Genomic DNA, 25,559 nt, shown 5'->3' on the forward strand with positions numbered 1-25,559 from the left:
AAAGTTTATTGCGATTTAAAACTAATAATTTTATCTGGCTCTGATACAGCTCCATTATTGCTATCATCACCTCTTTTAATCATATCAACAAACTCCATTCCCTCTAAAACTTTTCCAAATACTGTGTATTGTCTATCTAAGAAAGGTGCAGGTTTAAAACATATAAAGAATTGACTATTTGCAGAGTCTGGATCAGATGATCTTGCCATTGAAAGAGTGCCTCTGTCATGTGGTAAGCTACTAAATTCTTGTTTAAGATCTGGTAAATCAGATCCACCCATACCAGCTCTACTTAAATTAAAATCATTTGAACTAGAGTTTCCAAATTTTACATCACCAGTTTGTGCCATAAAACCATCAATTACTCGATGAAATACTACATCGTTATATTGGCCGCTATCCGCTAATTCTTTTATTCTTTTAACATGATTTGGTGCAACATCTTCAAATAACTCTATTTTAACGTCACCATCTTTTAATTTCAAAATCATTATATTCTCCTGGGCTATTGATTGATTAATAAATAAAAAAAATAAAATAAATATTTTAATAAGAAATTTATTCATATTTTTCTTTTAAAGATTTAATTGTGCTTTTGGTAGTAAATTTTTTTATATCACCATTTAATTTAACAATTTCTTTAACAAATTTTGAAGATATAATTTGATTTTCCACATCTGACATTAAGAAAATTGTTTCTATATTATTATTTAATTTTCTATTCATTCCAGCTAATTGGAACTCATATTCAAAATCAGATACAGCTCTTAAGCCCCTTAAAATGACATTAGATTTATACTTTTTACATAAATCAGTTGTAAGAGAACTGAAAGAAACAACCAATATTTTTTTTCTATTTAATTTTAGATCTTTGAATAAAGCTTTATTGACAATATCTATTCTTTCATTTGAATTAAATAAGTAATTTTTATTACTAACATCAGATACTGCAACTACTATCTTATCAAACAACTTCAATGATTTTTTAATAACATCAATATGACCATACGTAATAGGATCAAATGTTCCAGGATAAATTGCTACTTTATTCATTAAATTAAATTATCATCAATTTTGATTGCAGATACAACTTTTTCTTCTCCAGAAAGTTTTATAATTCTAACTCCTTGGGTATTTCTACCTGCTGTTCTAATTTCTTTTACAGCAACTCTAATTACCCTACCTTTGTTAGTTGATATAAGTATTTCATCACCTTCAAAGACAGGGAAAGAAGAAGTAATATTTCCATTTCTTGGAGAGTTTACAATACCTATAATGCCCTTGCCTCCTCTATTGGTAACTCTATAATCTATATGAGATGTTTTTTTACCATATCCATTTTCACTTATAGATAATACAAATTTTTCTTTAGCTTTTATCTCAGATTTATCATCTTTTGATTTCTTACCATTTTTTTTAGTTTTATCATTATCTATGACTGATAATGAAACAATCTGATCATTAGGAGCCAATTCAATTCCCTTAATTCCTTTTGAAGATCTACCTTTAAATACTCTTAATTTTTTTGCTTCAAATCTAATACATTTACCAAACTTAGTACTTAAGATGATATCTTGATCATCTTGACAAATTTTAACTCCAACAATTTTATCATTATTATCAAGTTTCATTGCAATTTTACCTGATGCGTTAATAGATGAAAAATCTTCTAGACTATTTTTTCTAACCTTACCTTGAGCTGTTGCAAAGATTATTTGGTAATTCTTTAAGTCAGTTTCATTTTCTGGCATTGGCATAATAGAACTAATTGATTGATGGCTTTTCAGAGGTAAAATATTAAACAATGATTTACCTTTTGATGATGATGAGCCCTCTGGAATTTTCCATGCTTTAACTTTATAAACTAACCCTTCTGTTGAAAAAAATAAAACAGATGTATGAGTATTAACAGATAGTGTTTGTACAACAGAATCTTGATCTCTAGTAGTAATTCCAGACTTTCCTTTTCCACCTCTTTTTTGCTGTTTAACACCGTCTAAAGAACCTCTTTTAATATATCCTTGTAGAGTAACCGTTATTATTACAGATTGTTTTTGAATTGTTTCTTCAATATCGTAATTTAGGACTGCATCAATAATTTTAGTTCTTCTTGGAACAGCAAACTTTTCTTTTATGTTCTTAAGTTCTTCACTAATAACTTTTAAAAGCTCTTTTTTTGATGAAATAATTTTTTTATATCTTGCAATTAATTCAGCTAACTTTTTTATCTCAACTTCAATTTCGTTTATTCCAAGTGCGGTTAATTTTTGAAGTCTAAGTTCTAATATAGCTATAACTTGAGGTTCAGATAAGGAATATAAACCTTTACCTTTTTTTCCTTCTACTAAAGAAATTAATTTTTGAGATTTGTTAATTTTCCATTTAGTTTTTAATATAGCTTGTTTTGCATCTTCAGGTGTTTTTGATGATCGAATAATTTTTATAATTTTATCTAAGTTTTCAACTGATACAGATAATCCAATTAATATGTGAGCTCTTTCTTCAGCTTTTTGTAAATCAAATTTAGTTTTCTTAATTACGATATCTTCTCTAAAAGATAAAAAGTTTGATAAGAAATCTTTTAATGTACATGTTTTAGGTTTCCCTTGAACAATTGCCAAAGTATTAAAACCAAAAGAACTTTCAATTTGAGTATTTTTATAAAGTTGTCTTTTAATAGTCTCTGGCTCAACTCCATTTCTTAAGTCTATTGCAACTCTTATACCTTCTCTATTTGACTCATCTCTAATATCTTTAATCCCTTCAATTTTTTTTTCTCTAACTAATTGAGCAATTCTTTCATTTAAAACTGATTTATTGACCTGATAAGGTATTGAGGTAATTACTAACCTTTCTCTTCCGTTTTTTAAACTTTCAACAGAAACTTCACCTCTTATTTTAAAGGACCCTCTACCATTATTATAACCATGTTTTATAATGTCTTTACCGATGATAACACCACCAGTTGGAAAATCAGGACCCGGAACATATTTCATCAATTCTCTGATCTTAATATCTTTATTGTCTATTAGAGCTAAAGTACCATTTATAATTTCACCCAAATTATGAGGAGGAATGCTTGTGGCCATTCCAACTGCTATACCTCCAGCACCATTTACTAGAAGATTTGGATATTGAGCAGGTAAAACTGTAGGCTCTTTTTCTGTCTCATCATAATTACTTTTAAATGAAATAGTATTCTTCTCTATATCATCAATTAAATATTGTGAAACTTTAGATAATCTTGTTTCTGTATATCTCATTGCAGCTGCAGGATCACCATCAATAGAACCGAAATTACCTTGACCTTGAACCAAAGGAAGACTCATTGAAAAATCTTGAACCATTCTTACTAATGCATCGTAAACTGATTGATCTCCATGTGGATGATATTTACCAATGACATCTCCAACAATTCTTGCAGATTTTCTAAATTGTTTTGACCAATCATAACCACCCTTGTACATAGCGTACAAAATTCTTCTGTGAACAGGTTTTAAACCATCTCTAATATCTGGTAAGGCTCGACTTACAATAACACTCATTGCATATGATAGATAAGATGAGCTCATCTCATCATGCATTGAAATTAACTTAATGTTATTATCTTTTGGAATTTCAGTTTTTTGCATAGATATTAAAATGGAATTTCGTCATCCATATCATTTGACACTTGAGAGGAGTCTTCAATATTATTTTGTTGAGTAGTGTCATTTTGAATACCACCTCCTGAGCCCCCACCACCAAGCATAGTTAAAGTAGTGTTATACCCTTGAAGAACAATTTCAGTTGAATACTTATCTTGACCAGATTGTTCATCTTTCCATTTTCGTGTAGTCAGTTGGCCTTCAACATATATCTGAGCACCTTTTTTTAAGTATTGTTGAATAACATTTACTAGTCCTTCGTTAAATACAACTATACGGTGCCATTCAGTTTTTTCTTTTTTTTCACCTGTATTCTTGTCTTTCCAAGATTGACTTGTTGCTAAGCTCAGTCTTGCAACACTTTTACCGTTTACCATTTGTTTTATCTCAGGATCTGCGCCCAAACGACCAATTAATAATACTTTATTTAAACTTCCAGCCATAATATTTAATATTTGTTAAATTAATTAATTAGATTTATATCACAATTCTTCTCATTATTAATTTTATTAACTCAAAGCAACAAAAAATATGATGAAAAAGATAGTTATTAAGGGCGCTAAAGAACATAATTTAAAGAATGTTTCTGTAGAAATCCCTAAGGACCAATTTGTCGTCATAACTGGCCTATCTGGTTCAGGAAAATCATCATTAGCTTTCGATACCATCTATGCAGAAGGTCAAAGAAGATATGTTGAAAGTTTATCAGCATATGCAAGACAGTTTTTGGATAAGATGAAAAAACCAAATGTTGATCTTATAGAAGGTTTAAGTCCAGCTATTGCAATAGAGCAAAAAAATACATCAAAAAACCCAAGATCTACAGTTGCTACAGTGACTGAAATTTATGATTACATGAGGGTGCTATACGCTAGAGCTGGAACTCCCTACTCACCATTTACAGGTAAAGCAATTACTTCTCAAACCATTACTCAAATAGTTGATCTTGTTAAAAAATTACCAAAAAAATCAACAATATATATTTATGCACCTGTAGTAAGAGGTCGTAAAGGTGAATATAAGAAAGATATTCTAAGTTACAAAAGAAGAGGATTTAGAAAAATAAAAATTGATAATGTTTTATACGATATAGAAAAATCTCCTAATTTAGATAAAAAATTTAAACACGATATATCAATACTTGTAGATAGAATTGTTTTAAATTCTAAGCTTGGCAACAGATTAGCAGAGAGTGTTGAAACAGCAGTAAATTTATCAAATGGATTAGTTTTTGTTGAGTATGAAGATGAAACATTGCCACAGAAATTTAGAAAAACTGAGAAACTTATTTACTCAACAAAATTTGCATGTCCAGAAAGTGGTTTCACCATTGAGGAAATTGAACCTAGATTATTTTCTTTTAATAGCCCTTATGGAGCTTGTGAGGAATGTGAAGGTATAGGGATAAAATTAAATGTTGATCCAAATTTAGTTATACCAGATGACAGAAAAAGTATAGCTGATGGCGCCATTGAACCTTGGGCTAAATCTACAACATTATATTATGCGCAAACTCTAGCATCTATAGCAAAACATTATGGTTTTTCATTAGATGATAAATGGAAAAAACTTCCAAAAAAAATCAAAGAAATAATTTTGTATGGTTCAGATGAAGAAGAAATCAAATTTAATTATGATGATGGTTATGAAAAATATTCACATAAAAAAACATTTGAAGGTGTAATTAACAATCTTGAAAGAAGATTTTTAGAGTCAGATAGCGAATGGAAAAGAGAAGCAATAGCAGAATATCAATCTGATACAGCTTGTGAAGCTTGTAATGGAAATAGACTTAAGGAAGAAGCTTTATGTGTTAAAATTGATAATCATAATATTAGCGATGTAACAAAAAAATCAATATTAGATGCTGCAGAATGGTTTAAAAATCTTGAAAAAAATCTTGATAATAGACAATTTAAAATTGCAGAACACGTTCTTAAAGAAATTAATGAGAGACTTACTTTTTTGTTAAATGTAGGTTTAGATTATCTTACTTTAGCAAGAGAATCTGGCACACTTTCAGGTGGAGAAGCACAAAGAATAAGACTAGCGTCTCAGATTGGTTCTGGTCTAACCGGTGTTTTATACGTACTTGATGAACCTTCAATTGGTTTACATCAAAAAGATAATGTTAAACTTATAAATGCTTTAAAAAGATTAAGGGATTTAGGAAATACAGTCATAGTTGTTGAGCATGATACTGAGACAATGGAAAATGCAGATCATATAATTGACTTAGGACCAGAAGCTGGATCTAATGGCGGTGAAGTTACTGCTCAAGGTACATATGATGAAATAAAAAAAAATAAAAATAGTATTACCGGACAATATCTTTCTAATAAAAAAAAAATTGAAATACCCAATGCTAGAAGATTAGCAAAGAACGGTAGATTTGTTGAAATTAATGGCGCAAGTGGAAATAATCTTAATAATGTAAATCTTCGAATACCAACAGGAAGTTTTACTTGTGTAACTGGTGTATCAGGTAGTGGTAAATCAACCCTTGTTCTTCAAACATTGTATCATGCTTTAAATCTAACACTTAACAGTAAAGCTCGAAAAGCACCAAAAGCATTTAAAAGTTACAAGGGTGTAGAATTAATTGATAAAATTATTGATATTGATCAATCCCCTATTGGAAGAACCCCTAGATCAAATCCAGCAACTTATACAGGTGCTTTTGGTCCAATTAGAGATTGGTTTACAAGTTTACCTGAGTCAAAAACTAGAGGTTACAAGCCAGGAAGATTTTCATTTAATGTCAAAGGTGGAAGATGTGAAGCTTGTGAAGGTGATGGTGTAATTACCTATGAAATGCATTTTTTACCTGATGTTTATATACAATGTGATGAGTGTAAAGGAACAAGATATAATAGAGAAACCCTTGAAATTAAATTTAAAGGTAAAAGTATTGCTGATGTTTTAGATATGTCTGTAGATGAAGGTTGTGAATATTTTGAAAATATATCTAATATTAAAACTAAGTTACTTACATTAAAAAAGGTTGGCTTGGGTTATATTAAGATAGGTCAACAAGCAACAACACTTTCAGGTGGTGAAGCTCAAAGAATTAAATTAGCAAAAGAACTTTCAAAAAGATCAACAGGACGAACTATGTATATCTTGGATGAACCAACAACTGGACTTCATCAACATGATATTAAAAAATTATTAGAAATACTTCATACTTTTGTTAAACTTGGAAATACTGTTGTAGTCATTGAACACAATTTAGATGTAATTAAAACAGCTGATTATATTGTTGATATGGGACCCGAAGGCGGTGTCAAAGGTGGAAATATTATCGCAGAGGGAAAACCCGAGGAAGTTTGTAAAGTACCTGCTAGTTATACAGGTCAATATTTAAAACCTTTACTAAAATAATACTTTAAATTTTAGAAAGATTTAGTGTATAATAACTGTGAATCATGAGTAATTTATTATCTTCATTATCAAAAACAATTCACACTTCTGTAGGTCTTATGATTGTATTGTTTTTGGGCTTATTTTATTTAAATGAAGGTTTCGCATTTGATACATTGTTCTGGAGTTGGTTATTTAGATATATTCATGTTGTCGTAGCCACTATGTGGATTGGTTTGCTTTGGTATTTCAATTTTGTTCAAATACCAAACATGGCTAAAATTCCAGATGAGCAAAAACCAGCAATTGGTAAAGTAATTGCACCTGCTGCATTATTTTATTTTAGATGGGCTGCTGCATTTACAGTGCTATCTGGATTATTATTAGCTTTATTTAATGGATACTTGCATGATGCTATGACTTTAAGCATTGGATCAGGTATACCAAAACATACTGCTATTGGTATTGGTATGTGGCTTGGAATTATTATGGCTTATAATGTTTGGTTTGTCATTTGGCCAAATCAAAAAAGAGCTTTAGGAATTGTAGATTGTGATCCCGATTTAAAAGCTAAATCTGCAAGAACTGCAATGTTGTTTTCAAGAACAAACACACTACTTTCTCTACCCATGTTATTTACAATGGTAGCAGCACAAAATCTTTATTAATTTTATTTTTCGCTATCTTCTCTAAGAACTGTTTTTTGAGATACTCTTAATCTTACTAATACTGTGTTTGCAATATAAATTGAAGAATATGTTCCAAATATTACTCCAAGTATCATTGCTAATGAAAAACCTTTTAAAATCTCTCCACCAAAAAAATAAATAGCCAATAAAGCAAGCAATGTAGTTGCAGAAGTAATTATTGTTCTAGATAATGTTTCATTAATTGAGATATTTGTAAGTTCAAAAATTTTAATATCAGAATATTTTCTCAAATTTTCACGTACTCGATCAAAAATTACCACAGTATCATTCATCGAATAACCAACTATTGTTAAAACAGCTGCAATTATTGATAGATTAATTTCTAAACTAAATAATGAAAAAACACCTAATGTAACTATGACATCGTGGAATAAGGCAAGTATTGCACCTAAACTGAATTGCCATTCAAATCTTATCCAAATATAGAATAACATCGCAGCTAATGATAATGAAATTGCGATAACTCCGGACTTTAATAATTCAGAACTGACCTTAGGACCAACATTTTCAACTCTTCTAAAGTTAAAATTATTACCAAATGACTTATCTAAATTGTTCTTAATTTCTTCAATTATATTTTTTTTGTTATCTTTATTTTCAAACTTAATTAAATAATCTTTGTCATTACCGAATTTTTTAACAGACACATCACCTAAATCCATCTGACTAAATTTATCTCTTAAAGAACTTACATTTATCTTCGCATCTGTAGATCTAAGTTCAATTAAAGTTCCACCTTTAAAATCAATTCCGAAATTAAGACCTTTAAAGATTAAAAGAACTAATGAAAAAATAATTAATAATGAAGAGAATATATTAAAATGGTTATAATATTTATTAAAAGCAATCATTAAATTAACTTCTCCTTATCTCTATTTTTAGACACGTAAAGACTAGTAAATAACCTTGCTATAAAATAAACTGAAAAAAGAGTAGTAAAAATTCCAACACCAAGAGTTACTGAAAAACCTTTAACAGGTCCAGAACCCATAAAGAAAAGTATTACTGCTGCTAGTAAAGTTGTTATATTTGCGTCAATAATAGCAGTTCTAGATTTTGTATAACCACTATCAAAAGCTACAATATTATTATTTTCATCTCTTAATTCTTCTTTAATTCTCTCAAAAATTAGTACGTTAGCATCTACAGCCATACCAACTGTCAATATTATTCCAGCAATTCCAGGTAAAGTTAATGTTGCTTCAAATAAAGTTAATATGCCTAATAGGATAAATAAATTTATAATTAAAGTTACATTGGTGATTAATCCAAAAACTCTGTATTTTACAAACATAAAAATTATTACTAAAAGAAAACCAATAGCTAGAGCAATCATACCTGCGTTTATAGAGTCTTGCCCTAAATCAGGACCAACAGTTCTCTCTTCAATTATATTAAGAGGTGCTGGTAATGCTCCTGATCTTAATAATAGAGCTAAATCTGTTGCAGTTTGAAAAGTAAATCCTCCACTAATTTGACCTGAGCCACTAGCAATCGTATCTCTAACAACTGGTGCACTTATAATTTTACCATCTAAAACTATTGCTAATTGTTTACCAATCCCAGTTGAAGTTGCCTTACCAAATCTCTTTGCTCCTACCCTATCAAGTGAAAAAGATACTATTGTTTGGTTTGTTTGAGTATCCATTTTAGGTTGAGCATCTAAAAGATTATCTCCACTTATTATTATTCTCTTACTTACTGTTGCTTCATCAATACCATCTTCAAACTTAAGTTTTTCAACTCCAAAACTGTCATTGTCATCGTTAGTTACAAATCTAAAAGTTAAATTAGCAGTTTTTCCTAATAAAGATTTAACCCTCATTGGATCATCTAATCCAGGCAACTCAACTAAGATACGATTATTTCCTCTTTTTAAAATATTCGGTTCATTAGTTCCAACTTCATCAATTCTTCTTCTTACAATTTCAATAGCTTGATCTTGTGAAGAAGTTTTGAGAACTATTAAGCCTTGTCTTGAAAAATTTAATTTAAAATTAAGACCAGTATCTTCAATTTCTAATTGGTGAGATTTAAATCTTGGATAATAGGGATTTATGTCACTATTTTCATCTGTAAATGTATCAATGATAGTTTGTTTATTTTTTTCTAAAACGTTGAAATAGATATTTTGATTTTCAATCTTGATATTATTTATCTTAATGTCTTTTTCCTTAAAATAATTTCTAATACTGGTTGTTAAGTTTTGAAGTTTTTGTTCTATAACTGGAGCATTATCAATCTCCAATAACAAATAAGATCCACCTTGAAGATCCAGACCCAAATTTATCTTTTTATCAAAAAAACTATCATCAAATTTAAATAAATTAGATGAAGCAATTAAAACAAATAAAAGTGAAAAAAGAGTAATAAATAAAATTCTTAACTTTGAAAAATAAAGCACTTTATATAAAAATTATTATTTCTTAACTTCTTGTGGATTACCTTGAAGAGCTTGAATACCAGTAGCTTTAACTATTTCAACTTTAACATTGTCAGCTATTTCAACTTCAACTTTGTCATTATCAATTAATCTTTCTACAGTACCAGTGATACCTCCAGAAGTGATTACTTTATCACCTCGTTTAAGTCCTTCAACCATAGCCTTATGCTCTTTTACTTTTTTTTGCTGTGGTCTGATTAAGAAAAAATAAAAAATTACAAAAATTAAAATTAACGGTATAAATTGTCCTATTCCTGAACCTTCCATAAATCTCCTTATAAATTAGCTGAATTCTTATACTATCTTATTGATTAAAACAACTTTATTTGAGTGAAATTATTTCTAAATTATTCATGTATGGTCTCAGTACCTCAGGAACAATTATTGAGCCATCTTTTTGTTGATAATTTTCTAATACAGCAATAAGAGTTCTTCCAACAGCTAAACCACTACCGTTTAAAGTACCAACAAACATAGTTTCTTTATTTTCATTTTTATATCTTGTTTTCATTCTTTGAGCTTGAAATGTTGAACAAGAAGAACAAGAAGAAATTTCACGATACTTATTTTCTGATGGAAGCCAAACTTCTATATCATATGTTTTTTCAGCGCTAAAACCCATATCGCCAGAACATAATATAATTTTTTTATATGGAAGTTTTAATTTATCGAGAATGTCTGTAGCACAATCAGTCATTCTCTCTAATTCTTTTAAACAATTTTCTTTTTCAACAATACTAACCAATTCAACTTTGTAAAATTGATGTTGTCTAATCATGCCCTTGGTATCTTTACCGTAACTCCCAGCTTCTTTCCTAAAACATGGTGTTGAAGCAACAAATCTCATTGGAAGATTTTTTTTATCTATGATTTTATCTTTAACAATATTTGTTAAAATAACTTCAGCAGTAGGAATAAGAAATTTTCTATCAGAACCTTGATCAAATTTAATCTCAAATTGATCGTTTTCAAATTTCGGCAATTGTCCTGTGCCAAACATCGTATTGTCAGAAGCTATTAAAGGCGGAGAAATCTCTTGATATTCATTTATGTTGATATGTGTATCAAGCATAAAATTTGACAATGCTCTTTCTAGTAATGCCAACTTATCTTTTACGAAAACAAATCTAGAACCTGTGGTTTTAGTGGCAAGATCAAAATCTAGCATATTTAATGCTTCGCCTAATTCGTAGTGAGATTTAGGTTTAAAATCAAAAATTGGTATTTCACCTGATTTTGATATTTCAACATTATCATTCTCATCATTACCTTCAGGAACATCGGTGTGTGGAATATTCGGTATGTTTGATAAAATTTTATCTAGTTCGATCTTTATATTTTTTTGATTTTCAGTAACTTTGCCTAATTCAACAGATATTTCTTTAGATTTTGCAAACATACTTTCATCTTTAGATTTTGAAATATCTTTTTTTTCTTTTTCTAGAGACTCTTTTTTTTGAATTAAGTTTCTATTTTCTTCATCTAATTTTTGTAAATTTTCAAAATCAATATTAGCGGATCTGTTTTTTAAAGATTTAGCAAAAGCAGAAAAATCATTTCTAATATCTTTTAAATTATGCATCTGTTTTTTCTAGATTCTTATTTTCTATAAATTTTACTGAAAATATTGATAATTCATATAAAATTAATAAAGGTATAGCTAATCCAATTTGAGTTATAGGATCAGGTGGCGTTAATAAAGCTGCAGCTGCAAAAATTATTACGACTACATATTTTCTTCTTTCTCTTAAAAAATCACTATCTACGATCCCTACTCTTGCTAATAAACTTAATACAACAGGTAACTGAAAACTTATACCAAAAGCAAAAATTAGTTTCATCACAAGTGATAAATATTCATTTACTTTAGCCTCAAGTTGTATTGGTAAACTAGTAGAAAGACCTGTACTTTCAAAAGATAGAAAAAACTTAATTGCAAGAGGCATAATCAAATAATAAACAAGCATTCCACCAAGAAAAAATAATATTGGTGTTAATATTAAGTAAGGTAAAATTGCAATTTTTTCGTGTTTATATAATCCAGGAGCAATAAATTTCCATATTTGCATCAGTATGTAAGGACAAGTAACAAAGAAAGCGGTAAAAAATGAAACCTTTAAATAAGTTAAAAAAGTTTCTTGAAGTGCAGTAAATATAAGTCTTCTATCTGATCCATCATCTTTTACAGCTTGTGCATAAGGATCTACTAAAAACCCATAAATATGTTCGGCAAAAAAATAGCAACCGATAAAAAAAATAATAAGAAATATAAAACTATGTATAAGTCTTTTTCTTAATTCAGTTAAATGGCTTACAAAGCCACCTTCATTTTCTTCATTATTCATCTTCTTTACTATCTTTTTTTATTTTATTGTTGTTTGTTTCATCATCAATATCAATATTAGAAACTTCATTTTGTATGTTGTTCACATATCTTTTTGCAGTTCCTATCCAAGAACCCACTTTTTTTAACATTACTGGAAAATCTTTTGGCCCCAAAACAACAATAGCGATAGCAACAACTATTAATATCTCAAACCAACCAATAGTAGGCATGTGATTTAATTTTTATTTTCTGAGTCTTTATTTTCTTCGGAAATATTTTTTGGCTCTGACTCATCAGTAATATCTGATGCCATTCCCTTTTTGAAACTTTTAATACCTTTAGCAACATCTCCCATTAAACTAGATATTTTTCCTCTACCAAATAATAAGACTACTAATATTACAACAATTGCTATTTGCCAAATTCCTATGCTCATAAAATCTTATAACCTTTTTATGGATAATTTAAAAGTTACTTTTTTGTTAATCTTTATCTTCAGTATCAAGAGTGCTATTTAACATTTCATCAATATTGGAATAGATATCTTCTTTCTTTTCATCTTGTTTTTCTTTAAAGAATTTTCCTGTTCCAAAAATAGCATTATCTATACTTGAACTATCAATCAATCCAGCAGCACCTAATTCATCTACTGTTGGCAAATCAGAAAGTTTTTGCAAATTAAAATGACTTAAAAATTCATCTGTAGTCACATATTGTATAGGTTTACCCGGTACCTCTTTACGACCTCCTGGTTTGACCCAATTGAGTTCCATTAAAATTTCCAGGGTATTAGTTCCAAAAGCTACTCCTCTAATTTCTTCAATCTCAGCTCTTGTTACAGGCTGATGATAAACAATTATAGCTAACGTCTCTACAGCTGCTCTTGATAATTTTTTTTCAACAGTCTTTTCTTGTGACATTAAATTTGAAAGTTTTGGAGATGTTCTAAAAGACCATTTATTTTTAATGCAAACTAAATTTATTCCTCGATTAGAATATTCATTTTGTAATTTTTCTAGTGATTTAACTACATTTGATTTTTTTGAGACCTTATTTTCAATTGTGTCCACATCCAATGGTTCAGCAGCAGCAAAAATTATAGCTTCGATCTCTTTTTCTAAGTCAGTTAACTTAGAAGGAAAATTAACTACATTATCTTTAATCAATTTTTCTTTTTTAATCATTTATTTTTTTAATATAAATATCTCCATATAAGTTTTCCTGTTTAATCGAAATATTACCTTCTTTAACAAGCTCTAAAGATCCAGAAAAAATTCCAGCTTTGCCGGTTTTTTTATATTTAGATCCATCCTTAAATCCTCGAGGTATCAAATCATCGATATTTTTCCAATCAATTAATTTACCAAAAAATTCTTTAATTGTTTTGATGCCATCCTCAGTTGTAAAAACAGGTAGTTTTGGAATGTTTATTCTTTGAAAGTCTTTAGTCATTATAATTGATGAATATGCTTTTAATAATTCAAACATAGTTAAATTATATTCAGAACTATAAATTGACCTTATATTACCTTTTATTCCTCTAGTCCTAATCTCTCTACCCAATCTTTTTCTCTTAAGCATTTGATCTGATAGTAACCTGATTAATTCTAATTTTTTAAGTTGTAATTTTAACTTGTCAGCTACTTCTTGAACTTTAAATTCTTCTTCAGGATCTCCAGGTAATAATAATTTAGATTTTAGATAAGCAAGCCAAGTAGCCATTAATAAATATTCTGAAGCAATTTCTAAATTTAGATCTTTTTCTCTGGTAATATATTCATGAAATTGATCTGCTAGTTTAGTTATTGAAATTTCTTCTAAATCAACTTTTTGTGCTTTAGCTAAATCTAAAAGTACATCTAAAGGACCGCTATAATTATTTATATCAACATTAAATAGAACAGAATCAGACTCAGACATTCTTGGATATTAACTTAAAATTTTATAAAATTGTGATGTTTTTTTAATTATAAAATTACTTATCAAGGGTGTGTTATTAGCAACAATCATCATTTCTTTTTGATTACCATTACAATGTAAAACAATGTTACAACCTGCTTTAAAAGCTTTAATAGTCTTTGTTTTCATATCTTCTTTTAAACCTTTCATAGATAGGTCGTCAGAAATAAGAATATTTTTAAATCCAATTTTCTTTCTAATATATTGAATCACTTTTTTTGAATGGGTTACCGTGTTGTGTTTATCTAATTTTTCATAAATGACATGAGCAGTCATTGCAAAATGGCAGGCTTTATTCTTAAAAGGATAAAAATCATTTTTTTCCAGAAATTTAAGTGATTTTTTAACTATTGGTGTAAAGTTGTGACTATCAACTTTAGCTAATCCATGTCCTGGAATATGCTTAATTACAGTACCAATTGAGTTTTTGTGAAAAAGTTTGATACATAAATCTCCTATTTTAGAAACTGTATTTCTATTTTTAGAAAAAGATCTATCACCAATTATGTTACTTGCGCCTTTTACTCTTAGGTCGAGTATTGGAACGGTATTTATATTTGACCCAATTAATTTTAGTAAATATGAAGTTTTATCAACAAATAATTTATAGAATATATCGAAATTTTTTCTATTTTTTTCATAAAGACCTCCAAAATACTCTGATGTTAAGTTATCAAATGATATTATCCTATTTAATCTATTAACCCTACCACCTTCCTGATCAATTAATATTGGATAATTTTTATCTTTAAAAATTTTTTTAATATTATCTGTAAGAGTTTTTGTTTGATTAATAGATTTAATATTTCTTGAAAATAAAATAACGCCCCAAGGCTTATGTTTTTTTAAGAAAATTTTTTCATTATTAGATAATTTATAAGATTTTAAGCCAACAATAAAAGCCTTTCTATTGCTAATCATTTTCTAAAAGTTTCCAAAAATTAAATTTCTTTTTCTTCTTTTTGTTAGTTTGATTTACGTATTCAATTATATCTTGGGTATCACTTTCTAAAATGGGCAAATCTTTTGAATAAATCTTTATTTTTTCTTCAATATTATTATGTGACCGGTAAGATTTTTTAATATTTTGATCAGAGAAATAATATCTTCCTGTAAAAAATAGAAATATTCCAATAATTAGAATGAATATTAAATATTTAATTTCTTTTAACATTACATTTTATCTGGTGTATCGACACCTACGATAGACATACCTGATTTAATCACATTTGAAATTGCTTTTAAAAAGACTAGCTTGTCAGGTGAGATCTCTTTTTGATCATTGATAAATCTTTTTTCCGGCTGTTGTTTTCCTAAGTTCCAATATGAATGAAATTCTGAAGCAAGTTCATATAGATAAATTGGTATACGATGTGGTTCAAGTTTATTACTTGCTGCTTCAATACATTTTGGCCATTCAGAAACTTTTTTTAATATCTTAATTTCATCATATGAATATTCAAATGAATAATCATCAATATCTATATTTGAGTTTAAATCTTTATTAAGATGTCTAAATACAGATGAAATTCTCGCATAACAATATTGAACATAATATAGAGGATTATCTTTTGATTTTTCTTTAACAGCATCAAAATCAAAATCTAATTCAACATCACTACTTCTATTAAGCATAATAAATCTTGTAGCATCTTTTCCAACTTCTGTGATTAAGTCATCAACAGTTATGTAGTCACCTTTTCTTTTAGACATCTTAAAAGGTTTTTTATCTTTGATTAGTTTTACGAGTTGGCTCACTTTACAAATTAATTTTCCTTTGGTGCCTGATAAAGCTTCTACAGATGATGAAATTCTTTTAATATAACCAGCATGATCAGCACCGAGTATATTAATTAGATAATCAAAATTTCTATCAACTTTATTTTTATGATAGGCAACATCACTTGCAAAATAAGTCCAACTACCATCAGATTTTTGTAATGCTCTATCTTTATCATCACCAAAATCTGTTGATTTAAACAACAACTGTTCTCTTTCAACCCAATTTTGATCATCTTCACCAGCTGGTGCTTTAATTTTACCTTTGTATACAAATTTACTAGCTTCTAGAAATTTAATTACTTCTTCGACTTCATTATTAACAACTATATTTTTTTCACTTACAAAATTATCGTGATTAATTCCCAAACTTTTCAAATTTTTTTTAATTAACAGTAATGCTTGTTCTATAGATAAAGTGGTTAATTTTTCAGAAATATCGTCATAATTATCAAAATTAATATCGGAATTTGATGAAACAATATTTTTTGCAAAATCAATTAGATAATCACCTGGATAAAGATCCTCATTATTTGGAAAAGTTTCATTAAACTTTAATTCACGTATTCTAAAATAAACAGATCTAGTAAAGTTAATTATTTGATTGCCGTAATCGTTTACATAATATTCTTTTGTAACCTTGTGTTTATTAAAGATAAGTACATTAGAAATTACATCTCCTAAAATTGCTCCTCTACAATGACCAACATGTAATGGACCTGTAGGATTTGCAGAAACAAATTCTACTAAATAATTAAGTTTTTTTTCTTTTTCATTAACACCATAGGTCGATGAGTTAGTTATTATTTGTTGAATAAAATTTGACCAAAAAAAAGGTTTGAATTTAATGTTTATAAAACCTGGTTTAACAACATTTATATTCTCGATTAAAGGATCTTTATTTTTAATAATTGGTGATATTTGTTCCGCTAAATCTATTGGAGATTTTTTATTTAGTTTTGAAAGTACCATAGCCACATTTGTTGAAATATCACAATCAAATTTTGGTGGAGGGATTTCAGCATTAATTCCGTTAAAAGACTCAGGTATTAGTAGTTCACCTTTTTTATTAAGCTCAATTATAATTGATTTAATTTTATCTAAATATAATTCAAAAATATTCATTTATAATTATTATAAAGGTTAATTGCATAACGATCAGTCATACCTGAAATAAAATCTGCAATAGCTCTAAATTTATCCTTAGTCAATTGATCTTTTGTTAAAAATTTTTTGGGATTTGATTTGATTATTTTAAATAGTCTTTTGATAATTACTTTTCCTCGTTTATTCTTTTTTAAAACTGATTTGTTGTCATACATTTTTGTCCTTAAAAAATATTTAATTTCTTTTTCTGAATTTTGTATTTTATTTGAAAAACAAACGAGTAATTGGCCAGAATTAGAAATATCTTTTAATGATTTAATCTTTAATTCTTTTAAATTCTTTTGTGAATTAGTTAATAAATCTCTAATCATTAAATCTATTGAGTCTCTAATAATTTGATAAATTGCTATTTTGTAATTATTTTTATTAATCTTTTTCTTATACTTAATATAGATTGATTTAAAAAAATCTATTTCCATAAGCTCTTCTAATTTGAACAAATTGGCATTAATCCCGTCTTGGATATCATGATTATTGTAGGCTATATCATCCGATATTGCTGAAATTTGCGCTTCTAAAGAAGGATAAGTGCTAAATTTAATCTTATCTTTAAATGTTTTTAAACCAATTAATCTATTAACTAAACCTAAGTCATTAACTGGTCCATTATGTTTTAAAAGACCCTCTAAAGTTTCAATTGTTAAATTTAGACCTTTAAATTTAAAATACTTATTTTCTAAAAACATAACTATTCTTAATGTTTGTAAATTGTGATCAAAGCCACCATAATTTTCCATACATTCATCTAGTGCATCCTCACCGGCATGACCAAATGGTGTATGACCTAGATCATGAGCAAGACTTAATGTTTCAGTTAAATCTTCATTTAAATTAAGATATTTAGCTATAGATCTTGCAATTTGAGCAACCTCAATTGAATGTGTAATTCTTGTTCTAAAATGGTCACCTTCTGTATTAACAAAAACTTGGGTTTTGTGCTTCAATCTTCTAAAGGATGCGCTATGAATTATTCTGTCTCTATCCCTTTGAAATGGAGAGCGATATTTTGAAGTAGGCTCATTATTTAGTCTTCCTTTACTTTTAAATACGCCTAACTGAGTATGTTTTTTCATCCTTTAATTTAAATAATTAAGTATTATATTAGTAATATCAGTGTTGAAACATGATTAAAGAAATTAAATTTACAGATAATGCTCTAAAACAAATAGCAAATTTATTATCTAAAAAAGATCAAGGATCATTTTTTAGAATCGCTATTAAAGGTGGTGGTTGCTCAGGTTTTCAATATGAATTTACATTCGATAAATCTAAAAATGATGACGATTTAAATTATGAAAATATTTTAATTGATAAAGCATCAGCAGATTTATTAAAAGGATCTGAAGTTGACTATGTATCTGAGCTTATAGGTGAGTCTTTTAAAATTTCTAACCCACAAACTAAATCCTCGTGTGGTTGTGGCGTTTCATTTTCTCTATAATGTTAATTTCATCTTGGAACGTCAACTCAGTTAGAGCAAGGATTGAAAATATAAAAAGTTATTTACTAAAATACAAACCTGATGTTTTAATGATGCAAGAGATTAAAACAGAAGATGTAAATTTTCCTTATGATGATTTTGCTTCAATGGATTATGAAAGTCATGTTTTTGGTCAAAAAAGCTACAACGGTGTTGCTATAATCTCTAAGAATAAATTAAATAATATAAGAACTGATTTAATCAAAGATAAGTTAAAGCAATCTAGAATTATTTCAGCTGAAATTGAATATAAAAAAAAGATTATTCAGTTAATTAATATTTATACACCAAATGGAAACCCTGTTGATACTGAAAAGTATGATTATAAAAAAAATTGGATGGATCAATTAATCAAACAATTAAAAATATTATCAAAAAAAAATTCTAATATAATTTTAGCTGGTGATTTTAATGTTATTCCTGCAGCCGAAGATGTTTATAATGTTAAAAGTTTTGAAGATGATGCTTTATACAGACTTGAAATAAGAAAAAAATTTAGAGAGATGTTAAACTTAGGATTTAGTGACACATATAGACATTTTCATGAAGAGAAAGAAGGATATACATTTTGGGATTATATGAGAGGTGCGTGGCAAAAAAATAATGGTATGAGAATAGATCACTTCTTAGTATCAAACTCTATAATTGATAATGTTAAAGATATTAATATTAATAAAGATCCACGTGGCAGAGAAAAACCTTCAGATCACACACCAATTGAAATCAAATTAGCTTAAAGACTTAATTTTATTTACTAATTCCTCATTTATATTTCTAGGACCTGTATCTTGCCTATTTTTATGTCTTCTTTCACCAGGTAATCTTACATCACCCATAGATTTCATTTTATCAAAAAATTCATCAGAATGTTTTTGCCAACTTGTGCCTGCTGTTTTGTCTGGACAAATAGCTAAGATAAATTCACCACCACTTGGAGGGCCACCATCATTGTTATCTTTTTCCGCAGTTTCATAACTAAAATTATCTCCAACTAATGCACCAGCCATTAATTCAACCATCATTGCTATTGCAGAACCTTTGTAACCACCAAAAGGTAATAAAACTCCACCATCAGCAATTTCACCTGGGTCCGTTGTTTCTTTACCATCTTTAGTCAAACCAGTTCCAAGAGGTACTTTATGGCCTTCTCTTTTTGCAACTTGAACTTCACCCATAGCCATTGATGCTGTTGCCATATCATAAACTACAGGTGTTTTTCCAGGTCTTGGCCAAGCAAATGAAATTGGGTTTGTTCCAAATAAAGGTTTTATAGCACCAGCTGGAGCCACTGCAGGTTTGTAAGAAGTACAAGCAAAAGCAACCAAACCATCTTCAGCTAATTTTTCAGTTTCAGGCCACATAGCAGCCATATGGTGTGAGTTATTTATAGCTAACACCGCAACACCATTTTCTTTTGCAGCTTTTGCTAGTTCTGGCAATCCTTTATTTAAGACTACAGGAGCTAAACAATTATTCCCTTCAATTTTAATTACAGATGGTGAAATTCTTTTTACCTCTGGCGTCCCTTTTCCATTTATCTTTCCACTTTTAAGACCACTTACATAAGCAGGTAATCTAAATAATCCATGAGATAATGATCCATCTCTTTCAGCATTTTTAATTAGTTCAGATAAAATAGATGCAGTTTCATCATTACATCCATTAGCTACAAGTGTTTTTTTTGCTAAATTAAAAATTTCATCTAGTGTTAAGGAGACTGTACTCATTATGAGGTTTTACATTTTTTGCATAAACCAAAAAATTCTAAATTATATTTATTATATTTCATTCCAGCTTCATCAGCAAAGTTACTTAAGTACTTGGAAAGTTTAGAATTGCTTATTTCAGAAACTTTTTCACAACTTTCACAAATTGAAAATGCTGTTGCTTTAGAAATTTGACAACTTGAATTTTGACAAGCTATAAAAGCGTTTCGACTTTCAATTTTATGAATTTTTCCAATCTCTACTAATTTATCTAAAGCTCTATAAACTTGTAGAGGTGCTTTAATTCCTTTTTTTTGAACATTATAGAGAATAGAATATGCTTTTAAAGGCTCAGATGATTTAACAATTAAATCTAAAATAATTTTTTGATTTTTTGATAAATTATATTGTTTTTCCATATTCTTTTAATTACTCACTAATTCTTTAGTTTAATCGATTGCTTAATATTTAACAAAGATAATATAAATAAAATCAAAGAGGCAACTATAATTGAAGGTCCAGAAGAAGTATTAAATTCTAATGAAGTAAATAATCCTAATACTACAGATAATAAACCTCCAATAATTGAATAAATTACCATTTTTTGTGGACTATCAGAGATATTTCTTGCCATGGCAGCAGGTATAATCAGCATTCCAGTGATCAATAGTAAACCCACCATTTTAATTGAAATAGCAATGACCGCAGCCATCAAAATTGTAAAAATAGCTTTTGCTCTATCAGGATTTAATCCTTCGGCTTCAGCTAGTTCATAATTTACAGTTGATGCAAATAATGGTTTCCATATTAACTTAAGCACAATTAATATTATTGCACCACCAGACCATATTATAAGAATATCATTAATATTAACGGCTAAAATATCTCCAAATAAAAGCCCCATAATATCAAATCTGATAAAAGTTAAAAAACCAATTACAACCAAACCAACAGCAAGTGATGAGTGAGCTAACAAACCAAGTAATGCATCACCTGGTAAGTTAGTTTTTTTTTGAAGCTGTATTAATATCAAGGCTATGATAGATGAGATTAAAAACACAGAAATGGCTATATTCAAATCAAAAGTATACGCTATGGTAACACCAAGTAATGCTGAATGAGCAAGTGTATCACCAAAATAAGACAGTCGTCTCCACACTACAAAACAACCTAGTGGACCGGTAACTAAGGCAATTCCAATACCAGCAAATAATGCTCTTATAAAAAAATCATCAAACATTTAATTTTTCTTTATACTTCCCTCGTCTAAATGTTCGTGATCATGCTTATGTTCATATATTGAGAGAATTTGAGAAGCTTGTTCACCAAATAATGTTTTATAAGCATTATTTTTTGCAACATCTATTGGTGTGCCTGAACAACAAACATGTCCATTTAAACAAACAACATGATCTGTTGCTGTCATTACTGTGTGCAAATCATGAGATATTAATAAGATTCCACAATTCAAAGAATCAGAGATTTTTTTAATTAATTCATATAAAGCAATCTCACCAGTGTAATCAACTCCTTGGACTGGTTCATCAAGAACCAATAATTCAGGTTTTTTTGAAATTGCCCTTGCAATTAAAACTCTTTGAAATTCACCACCTGATAAATTTCCTAAATTTTTATTCTTAAGGTGAATAACTCCAGTAAGTGTAAGAGCCTCATCAATAGCTTCATCTTTAATATTTTCTGTTAGCAGCATAAAGTCATAAACTCTTAGCGGCAAAGTCCAATCAATTGAAATTTTTTGAGGAACGTACCCTACTTTGTTAGTATATTTTTCAACACTACCTTCAATATTTTTATAAATTCCTAATGCAATTTTTGCGGTAGTACTTTTACCAGATCCATTTGGCCCAATAAGTGTTATAATTTTACCTTTTTCTACTGTTAATGTAACACCTTCCACTAACCATTTATTATTCTGTTTAATTCCAGCGTTATTTAGTTTTACTAATATTTTATTTTCTAAACTCATAAATTACTTGACTTATAAATGTTATATTATTACATAATGTTATAATATAACAACCAATTAATCTTAAACTATGAACAATCTTAAAAAAATACCTTTTATCCTTACAATTATTTCATTTTTAACATTCTTTACAACAGCAAACTCAGAAATAAAAGTAGTTGCTTCAATTAAACCAATACATTCTTTAGCTAGTTATCTAATGGATGGTATTGCTAAACCTGATTTAATAGTTGATGGATATGCATCTCCACACGGATTTGCAATGAAACCTTCTCATGCGAAAATGTTACAAAATGCTGACCTAATATTCTGGGTTGGTGAAGATTTAGAGAGTTTTTTAGAAAAACCACTTAATTCAATTGCTAAGAAAGCTGAAAAAATTGAGTTAATGGACATTAAAGGTCTAAATGTATTAGAATTTAGAGAAAGAAATATTTTTGATGATCACGATGATCATGATCATGACAGCCATGCTAAGAAGAAAAAAGATGATCATGACGATCATGAAGGACATTCTAAAAAGAAAAAGGATGATCACGATGACCACGATGGACATGCTAAAAAGAAAAAAGATGAACACGATGACCATGATGATCATGAAGGACATGCTCATGGTGAATACGACCCACACATTTGGTTAGATCCAATTAATGCGAAAGTTATTCTAAAAGAAATGACAGAACATTTAATTGAAAATGATAGTAAAAATGCATCTACTTACAAAAGTAATTTAGACAAAGCTCTTAAGGATATTGATAAGCTTACTATGGATGTAATGACTGAATTAAATCAAAGTGTAGCATCTATTGTTTTCCATGATGCTTACCAATATTTCGAAGAGAGATTTAATGTAAATATATTGGGTGCTTTTACAGTTAATACAGATGTGATGCCTGGTGCCGAACAATTAGCTAAAATTAGAGAGATAATTGAGCATGACAAAGTAAGTTGTGTATTTTCAGAACCTCAATTTAATCCTGATATTATAAAAGCAGTTGCTAAAGATATGAATATGAAAACTGGTGTAATAGATCCTTTGGGAGCCACTCTTGATCCAGGAAAAGATTTATATTTTGATTTAATTAATAACATGTCTTCTTCATTTAAAGGCTGCTAATTTAAAGGATAAATTAAGATTTTAGTTTCCTCTATAATTGTAATAAATTCTTAACAAAACTTACATACAGAGGAGACTATGTTTATTAAAAAATATCTAAAATGGATTAGTACAGCTCTTGTTTTAACAGGAATATTGTTAACTAATCTAAATATTTACCCTATTAATATCTACTTCCATGGACTTGGCGTTATAGGATGGACTATCGCAGGATTTTTATCAAAAGATAAGGCTATTTTAACTAACTTTGGATTACAAATACCATTGTTTGTAATTGGAATTTATAAAATTATTTTCTAATAAAAAATATCTTATTCGTTTGCACAGGTAACTCACCTAGAGGCATAATAGCTGAAAATATTATTAAAAATGAATATTCAAATATGTTTAAAGCTTATAGTGCTGGGAACAACCCATCAGGTAAAATTAATGAAGATATAAATAAATTTTTAGAAAAAAATAAAAATTTGATCTTTCTAATTATAGGTCTAAAATTTTGAGAATTCCTTAAATAATGGTATTAAAATAGACAAGCACAGTGTTAACACTTTTAGGAATATTAACTTTTTATTTAGATTACTATCCTTATCATGATACCTCACAGTTTAGGTATAATCGGTTGGACAATTGTTGGTACCATTACAAAAGACAAGCCTTTATTAACAAATTTTTCATTACAAATACCAATAATGATAACAGGAATTATAAAATACTCTTATACAACAGGAATATTTTAGCTTACTTGGATACCGTTTGACCAAACGTTTTTTACAACGGGTAAATTTTGATAAATTTTAAACCTTACTAAATCTGCTCTTTTATTGTTGTCAATTAAACCCCTATCATTTAAATTTATAGCTATAGATGGAGCGTAACTAGCTGCTGCAAATGCTTTCGGAAGATTATCAATTTCTAAACCCCATTTGATAACAGATATAATTAATGAGGATGGAATATAATCTGAGCTTAAAATATCTAGACAATCATTTTCTAAAAGTTCTTTAGCAGAGATATTGCCAGAGTGAGAACCTCCCCTAAGTAAATTAGGAGATCCCATCATGACTTTAATATTGTAATTTTTAGAAGTTTTGGCTGCTTCTAAAGTTGTTGGAAATTCAGCCAATTTTACTCCATATTTATTTGAGTTATGAACATCATTTTCAGTTGTATCGTCATGACTAGCCAAAATACAATCATATGAGGATTTAAATTCTAGAATTCTATCTATGTGTTTCTTGCTATTTTTTTTTTGAAGATTTATTAAGTGTTCAAAATGAATTTCCATTTCATTTTCTGTCATACCGTGTTTAATTGAAAGATATTCTTTATACTTATCTATAACTCTAAATTGCCTCTGACCTGGTGTATGATCCATTATACTAATTAGTTTTACATCGTGAGTTTCATTGTATTCGTCTAATTCATCAATCAAATTTTCCGAACAAGTTTCAGCTCTTAAATGTATTTTGTGATCAATCTTGAGAATATTATCTTTTTTAAAACTTGAAATTATATCTGAACAGTTTTTTGCATATTTTTTATATTTTCCTGTTTTTTCAATAGAACCAACTCTTAATGCATCAAAAACTGTAGTTATTCCTACAGATGCTAACTCTCTATCATGAGATAAAATTGCATTTTCTACTGGAAATGAAACTTTAGGTCTTGGTGTCATGTGTCTTTCAAGATTGTCGGTATGTAGTTCAACCAATCCTGGAGAGATGTAATCTTTTTCACAGTCAATTGAATTTTTGTTATTACTTAATCCACTACTTATATCGACAATCTTATTATTTTTAATTCTTATATGGCCATGAATAATCTCATCCTTTTTAATTATCATGGCGTTATTTAAAATATATTCATGCATCGTTT

30 protein-coding genes are annotated in these 25,559 nt (G+C 28.5%); 8 read left to right on the forward strand and 22 right to left on the reverse strand.

The genetic code is table 11. The features are described 5' to 3' along the window. Window positions 1-5 precede the first annotated feature (5 nt). The 4 genes from PB7211_RS05130 to ssb are packed head-to-tail and all read right to left on the reverse strand — an operon-like array spanning window position 6 to window position 4,090. Entirely contained in the window at window positions 6-566 is a 561-nt protein-coding gene (locus tag PB7211_RS05130; protein WP_034399066.1) for a peptidylprolyl isomerase, read from the reverse strand. Next, a complete protein-coding gene (gene coaD / locus PB7211_RS05135) occupies window positions 559-1,053 on the reverse strand; it encodes a pantetheine-phosphate adenylyltransferase (protein ID WP_008544173.1) in 495 nt (164 codons plus the stop codon). Before coaD ends, PB7211_RS05130 begins: the two co-directional genes overlap by 8 nt. Beyond that, window positions 1,053-3,632, reverse strand: coding sequence for a DNA gyrase subunit A (gene gyrA / locus PB7211_RS05140; RefSeq protein ID WP_008545345.1), 2,580 nt, complete (start codon window positions 3,630-3,632; stop codon window positions 1,053-1,055). Before gyrA ends, coaD begins: the two co-directional genes overlap by 1 nt. Before the next feature lie 5 nt (window positions 3,633-3,637). Then, entirely contained in the window at window positions 3,638-4,090 is a 453-nt protein-coding gene (ssb, locus tag PB7211_RS05145; RefSeq protein WP_008545674.1) for a single-stranded DNA-binding protein, read from the reverse strand. Between the two features lie 88 nt (window positions 4,091-4,178). Between ssb and uvrA the strand changes: the two genes are divergently transcribed. Then, the gene (uvrA, locus tag PB7211_RS05150) at window positions 4,179-7,031 is read left to right on the forward strand and encodes an excinuclease ABC subunit UvrA (protein ID WP_008545414.1); all 2,853 of its coding nucleotides are present in this window, start codon (window positions 4,179-4,181) and stop codon (window positions 7,029-7,031) included. Between the two features lie 44 nt (window positions 7,032-7,075). After that, window positions 7,076-7,678, forward strand: a complete 603-nt coding sequence (locus PB7211_RS05155; RefSeq protein WP_008545812.1) for a urate hydroxylase PuuD — start codon at window positions 7,076-7,078, stop codon at window positions 7,676-7,678. A gap of 2 nt (window positions 7,679-7,680) precedes the next feature. Here PB7211_RS05155 and secF read toward each other — a convergent pair whose 3' ends face one another. The 13 genes from secF to PB7211_RS05220 are packed head-to-tail and all read right to left on the reverse strand — an operon-like array spanning window position 7,681 to window position 18,467. Further along, window positions 7,681-8,571: a protein translocase subunit SecF gene (gene secF, locus PB7211_RS05160; RefSeq protein WP_008544464.1), complete on the reverse strand. Its 891-nt coding sequence runs from the start codon at window positions 8,569-8,571 to the stop codon at window positions 7,681-7,683. Continuing rightward, complete coding sequence (gene secD, locus PB7211_RS05165) at window positions 8,571-10,124, reverse strand: protein translocase subunit SecD (RefSeq protein ID WP_008544889.1); 1,554 nt, start codon at window positions 10,122-10,124, stop codon at window positions 8,571-8,573. Before secD ends, secF begins: the two co-directional genes overlap by 1 nt. Window positions 10,125-10,139: 15 nt before the next feature. Continuing rightward, complete coding sequence (yajC, locus tag PB7211_RS05170) at window positions 10,140-10,430, reverse strand: preprotein translocase subunit YajC (protein ID WP_008544637.1); 291 nt, start codon at window positions 10,428-10,430, stop codon at window positions 10,140-10,142. 55 nt (window positions 10,431-10,485) lie between these two features. Beyond that, window positions 10,486-11,745: a serine--tRNA ligase gene (gene serS / locus PB7211_RS05175; protein WP_008545745.1), complete on the reverse strand. Its 1,260-nt coding sequence runs from the start codon at window positions 11,743-11,745 to the stop codon at window positions 10,486-10,488. Continuing rightward, entirely contained in the window at window positions 11,738-12,508 is a 771-nt protein-coding gene (tatC, locus tag PB7211_RS05180) for a twin-arginine translocase subunit TatC (protein ID WP_008545317.1), read from the reverse strand. The genes serS and tatC overlap by 8 nt, the downstream gene beginning before the upstream one ends. Further along, window positions 12,501-12,719 carry a Sec-independent protein translocase protein TatB gene (gene tatB / locus PB7211_RS05185; RefSeq protein ID WP_008544617.1) on the reverse strand — a complete coding sequence of 73 codons (219 nt, stop codon included), beginning with the start codon at window positions 12,717-12,719 and terminating at the stop codon, window positions 12,501-12,503. Before tatB ends, tatC begins: the two co-directional genes overlap by 8 nt. 5 nt (window positions 12,720-12,724) lie before the next feature. Beyond that, on the reverse strand, window positions 12,725-12,925 hold the full coding sequence (gene tatA / locus PB7211_RS05190; protein WP_008544540.1) for a twin-arginine translocase TatA/TatE family subunit: 201 nt from the start codon (window positions 12,923-12,925) through the stop codon (window positions 12,725-12,727). Window positions 12,926-12,971: 46 nt separating this feature from the next. Further along, on the reverse strand, window positions 12,972-13,673 hold the full coding sequence (scpB, locus tag PB7211_RS05195; RefSeq protein ID WP_008544518.1) for an SMC-Scp complex subunit ScpB: 702 nt from the start codon (window positions 13,671-13,673) through the stop codon (window positions 12,972-12,974). Further along, window positions 13,666-14,409, reverse strand: coding sequence for a segregation and condensation protein A (locus PB7211_RS05200; protein ID WP_008545737.1), 744 nt, complete (start codon window positions 14,407-14,409; stop codon window positions 13,666-13,668). Before PB7211_RS05200 ends, scpB begins: the two co-directional genes overlap by 8 nt. 9 nt (window positions 14,410-14,418) lie before the next feature. Beyond that, complete coding sequence (locus tag PB7211_RS05205) at window positions 14,419-15,369, reverse strand: glycoside hydrolase family 3 N-terminal domain-containing protein (RefSeq protein WP_008545309.1); 951 nt, start codon at window positions 15,367-15,369, stop codon at window positions 14,419-14,421. Further along, entirely contained in the window at window positions 15,362-15,622 is a 261-nt protein-coding gene (locus PB7211_RS05210) for a hypothetical protein (protein WP_008545865.1), read from the reverse strand. Before PB7211_RS05210 ends, PB7211_RS05205 begins: the two co-directional genes overlap by 8 nt. Then, on the reverse strand, window positions 15,622-17,352 hold the full coding sequence (gene argS, locus PB7211_RS05215; RefSeq protein ID WP_008544786.1) for an arginine--tRNA ligase: 1,731 nt from the start codon (window positions 17,350-17,352) through the stop codon (window positions 15,622-15,624). The genes PB7211_RS05210 and argS overlap by 1 nt, the downstream gene beginning before the upstream one ends. Next, entirely contained in the window at window positions 17,349-18,467 is a 1,119-nt protein-coding gene (locus PB7211_RS05220) for a deoxyguanosinetriphosphate triphosphohydrolase (protein WP_008544916.1), read from the reverse strand. The genes argS and PB7211_RS05220 overlap by 4 nt, the downstream gene beginning before the upstream one ends. Window positions 18,468-18,517: 50 nt before the next feature. Between PB7211_RS05220 and PB7211_RS05225 the strand changes: the two genes are divergently transcribed. Both PB7211_RS05225 and xth read left to right on the forward strand, forming a co-directional pair. Further along, window positions 18,518-18,835, forward strand: coding sequence for a HesB/IscA family protein (locus PB7211_RS05225; protein WP_008545357.1), 318 nt, complete (start codon window positions 18,518-18,520; stop codon window positions 18,833-18,835). Further along, window positions 18,835-19,611 carry an exodeoxyribonuclease III gene (xth, locus tag PB7211_RS05230; protein WP_034399076.1) on the forward strand — a complete coding sequence of 259 codons (777 nt, stop codon included), beginning with the start codon at window positions 18,835-18,837 and terminating at the stop codon, window positions 19,609-19,611. Before PB7211_RS05225 ends, xth begins: the two co-directional genes overlap by 1 nt. Here the strand turns inward: xth and PB7211_RS05235 are convergent. Genes PB7211_RS05235 through PB7211_RS05250 form a run of 4 tightly spaced genes read right to left on the reverse strand, consistent with a single transcriptional unit; the run spans window position 19,603 to window position 22,567 of the window. After that, window positions 19,603-20,601 carry an Ldh family oxidoreductase gene (locus PB7211_RS05235; protein WP_008545172.1) on the reverse strand — a complete coding sequence of 333 codons (999 nt, stop codon included), beginning with the start codon at window positions 20,599-20,601 and terminating at the stop codon, window positions 19,603-19,605. The two genes, xth and PB7211_RS05235, sit on opposite strands and share 9 nt — an antisense overlap. Continuing rightward, on the reverse strand, window positions 20,601-20,999 hold the full coding sequence (locus PB7211_RS05240; RefSeq protein ID WP_008545837.1) for a Fur family transcriptional regulator: 399 nt from the start codon (window positions 20,997-20,999) through the stop codon (window positions 20,601-20,603). Before PB7211_RS05240 ends, PB7211_RS05235 begins: the two co-directional genes overlap by 1 nt. 17 nt (window positions 21,000-21,016) lie before the next feature. After that, window positions 21,017-21,820 (reverse strand): metal ABC transporter permease, encoded by an 804-nt coding sequence (locus PB7211_RS05245; RefSeq protein ID WP_008545652.1) that lies wholly within the window; start codon window positions 21,818-21,820, stop codon window positions 21,017-21,019. Further along, window positions 21,821-22,567, reverse strand: coding sequence for an ATP-binding cassette domain-containing protein (locus PB7211_RS05250; protein WP_034399083.1), 747 nt, complete (start codon window positions 22,565-22,567; stop codon window positions 21,821-21,823). A 70-nt stretch (window positions 22,568-22,637) separates the two neighbouring features. Between PB7211_RS05250 and PB7211_RS05255 the strand changes: the two genes are divergently transcribed. The 4 genes from PB7211_RS05255 (at window position 22,638) to PB7211_RS05265 (ending at window position 24,421) form a co-directional block, all read left to right on the forward strand. After that, entirely contained in the window at window positions 22,638-23,684 is a 1,047-nt protein-coding gene (locus PB7211_RS05255; RefSeq protein ID WP_008544826.1) for a zinc ABC transporter substrate-binding protein, read from the forward strand. Between the two features lie 78 nt (window positions 23,685-23,762). Further along, the gene (locus tag PB7211_RS05260; protein ID WP_008545723.1) at window positions 23,763-23,984 is read left to right on the forward strand and encodes a DUF6552 family protein; all 222 of its coding nucleotides are present in this window, start codon (window positions 23,763-23,765) and stop codon (window positions 23,982-23,984) included. An 8-nt stretch (window positions 23,985-23,992) separates the two neighbouring features. Beyond that, the gene (locus tag PB7211_RS07910) at window positions 23,993-24,184 is read left to right on the forward strand and encodes an arsenate reductase/protein-tyrosine-phosphatase family protein (RefSeq protein ID WP_255347127.1); all 192 of its coding nucleotides are present in this window, start codon (window positions 23,993-23,995) and stop codon (window positions 24,182-24,184) included. 90 nt (window positions 24,185-24,274) lie between these two features. Next, complete coding sequence (locus PB7211_RS05265) at window positions 24,275-24,421, forward strand: hypothetical protein (protein WP_232208840.1); 147 nt, start codon at window positions 24,275-24,277, stop codon at window positions 24,419-24,421. Here PB7211_RS05265 and PB7211_RS05270 read toward each other — a convergent pair. Further along, a complete protein-coding gene (locus tag PB7211_RS05270) occupies window positions 24,418-25,554 on the reverse strand; it encodes an alpha-D-ribose 1-methylphosphonate 5-triphosphate diphosphatase (RefSeq protein ID WP_008544703.1) in 1,137 nt (378 codons plus the stop codon). The two genes, PB7211_RS05265 and PB7211_RS05270, sit on opposite strands and share 4 nt — an antisense overlap. Window positions 25,555-25,559 lie beyond the last annotated feature (5 nt).

This window comes from Candidatus Pelagibacter sp. HTCC7211, assembly GCF_000155895.1.
Taxonomy (GTDB): domain Bacteria; phylum Pseudomonadota; class Alphaproteobacteria; order Pelagibacterales; family Pelagibacteraceae; genus Pelagibacter.

Coding starts and splice junctions, on each gene's coding strand:
- scpB (WP_008544518.1), bottom strand. CDS start 13,673: ATGATTAAAAAAGAAAAATTGATTAAAGATAATGTAGTTAATTTTCCT.
- PB7211_RS05210 (WP_008545865.1), bottom strand. CDS start 15,622: ATGTTAAAAGAAATTAAATATTTAATATTCATTCTAATTATTGGAATA.
- tatA (WP_008544540.1), bottom strand. CDS start 12,925: ATGAGCATAGGAATTTGGCAAATAGCAATTGTTGTAATATTAGTAGTC.
- PB7211_RS05205 (WP_008545309.1), bottom strand. CDS start 15,369: ATGATTAGCAATAGAAAGGCTTTTATTGTTGGCTTAAAATCTTATAAA.
- coaD (WP_008544173.1), bottom strand. CDS start 1,053: ATGAATAAAGTAGCAATTTATCCTGGAACATTTGATCCTATTACGTAT.
- PB7211_RS05240 (WP_008545837.1), bottom strand. CDS start 20,999: ATGGAAAAACAATATAATTTATCAAAAAATCAAAAAATTATTTTAGAT.
- PB7211_RS05130 (WP_034399066.1), bottom strand. CDS start 566: ATGAATAAATTTCTTATTAAAATATTTATTTTATTTTTTTTATTTATT.
- serS (WP_008545745.1), bottom strand. CDS start 11,745: ATGCATAATTTAAAAGATATTAGAAATGATTTTTCTGCTTTTGCTAAA.
- yajC (WP_008544637.1), bottom strand. CDS start 10,430: ATGGAAGGTTCAGGAATAGGACAATTTATACCGTTAATTTTAATTTTT.
- PB7211_RS05250 (WP_034399083.1), bottom strand. CDS start 22,567: ATGAGTTTAGAAAATAAAATATTAGTAAAACTAAATAACGCTGGAATT.
- argS (WP_008544786.1), bottom strand. CDS start 17,352: ATGAATATTTTTGAATTATATTTAGATAAAATTAAATCAATTATAATT.
- tatB (WP_008544617.1), bottom strand. CDS start 12,719: ATGCCTACTATTGGTTGGTTTGAGATATTAATAGTTGTTGCTATCGCT.
- PB7211_RS05225 (WP_008545357.1), top strand. CDS start 18,518: ATGATTAAAGAAATTAAATTTACAGATAATGCTCTAAAACAAATAGCA.
- PB7211_RS05245 (WP_008545652.1), bottom strand. CDS start 21,820: ATGTTTGATGATTTTTTTATAAGAGCATTATTTGCTGGTATTGGAATT.
- uvrA (WP_008545414.1), top strand. CDS start 4,179: ATGATGAAAAAGATAGTTATTAAGGGCGCTAAAGAACATAATTTAAAG.
- gyrA (WP_008545345.1), bottom strand. CDS start 3,632: ATGCAAAAAACTGAAATTCCAAAAGATAATAACATTAAGTTAATTTCA.
- tatC (WP_008545317.1), bottom strand. CDS start 12,508: ATGAATAATGAAGAAAATGAAGGTGGCTTTGTAAGCCATTTAACTGAA.
- xth (WP_034399076.1), top strand. CDS start 18,835: ATGTTAATTTCATCTTGGAACGTCAACTCAGTTAGAGCAAGGATTGAA.
- PB7211_RS05265 (WP_232208840.1), top strand. CDS start 24,275: ATGATACCTCACAGTTTAGGTATAATCGGTTGGACAATTGTTGGTACC.
- PB7211_RS05235 (WP_008545172.1), bottom strand. CDS start 20,601: ATGAGTACAGTCTCCTTAACACTAGATGAAATTTTTAATTTAGCAAAA.
- PB7211_RS05220 (WP_008544916.1), bottom strand. CDS start 18,467: ATGAAAAAACATACTCAGTTAGGCGTATTTAAAAGTAAAGGAAGACTA.
- PB7211_RS05270 (WP_008544703.1), bottom strand. CDS start 25,554: ATGCATGAATATATTTTAAATAACGCCATGATAATTAAAAAGGATGAG.
- PB7211_RS05155 (WP_008545812.1), top strand. CDS start 7,076: ATGAGTAATTTATTATCTTCATTATCAAAAACAATTCACACTTCTGTA.
- ssb (WP_008545674.1), bottom strand. CDS start 4,090: ATGGCTGGAAGTTTAAATAAAGTATTATTAATTGGTCGTTTGGGCGCA.
- PB7211_RS05255 (WP_008544826.1), top strand. CDS start 22,638: ATGAACAATCTTAAAAAAATACCTTTTATCCTTACAATTATTTCATTT.
- secF (WP_008544464.1), bottom strand. CDS start 8,571: ATGATTGCTTTTAATAAATATTATAACCATTTTAATATATTCTCTTCA.
- PB7211_RS05200 (WP_008545737.1), bottom strand. CDS start 14,409: ATGTCTGAGTCTGATTCTGTTCTATTTAATGTTGATATAAATAATTAT.
- PB7211_RS05260 (WP_008545723.1), top strand. CDS start 23,763: ATGTTTATTAAAAAATATCTAAAATGGATTAGTACAGCTCTTGTTTTA.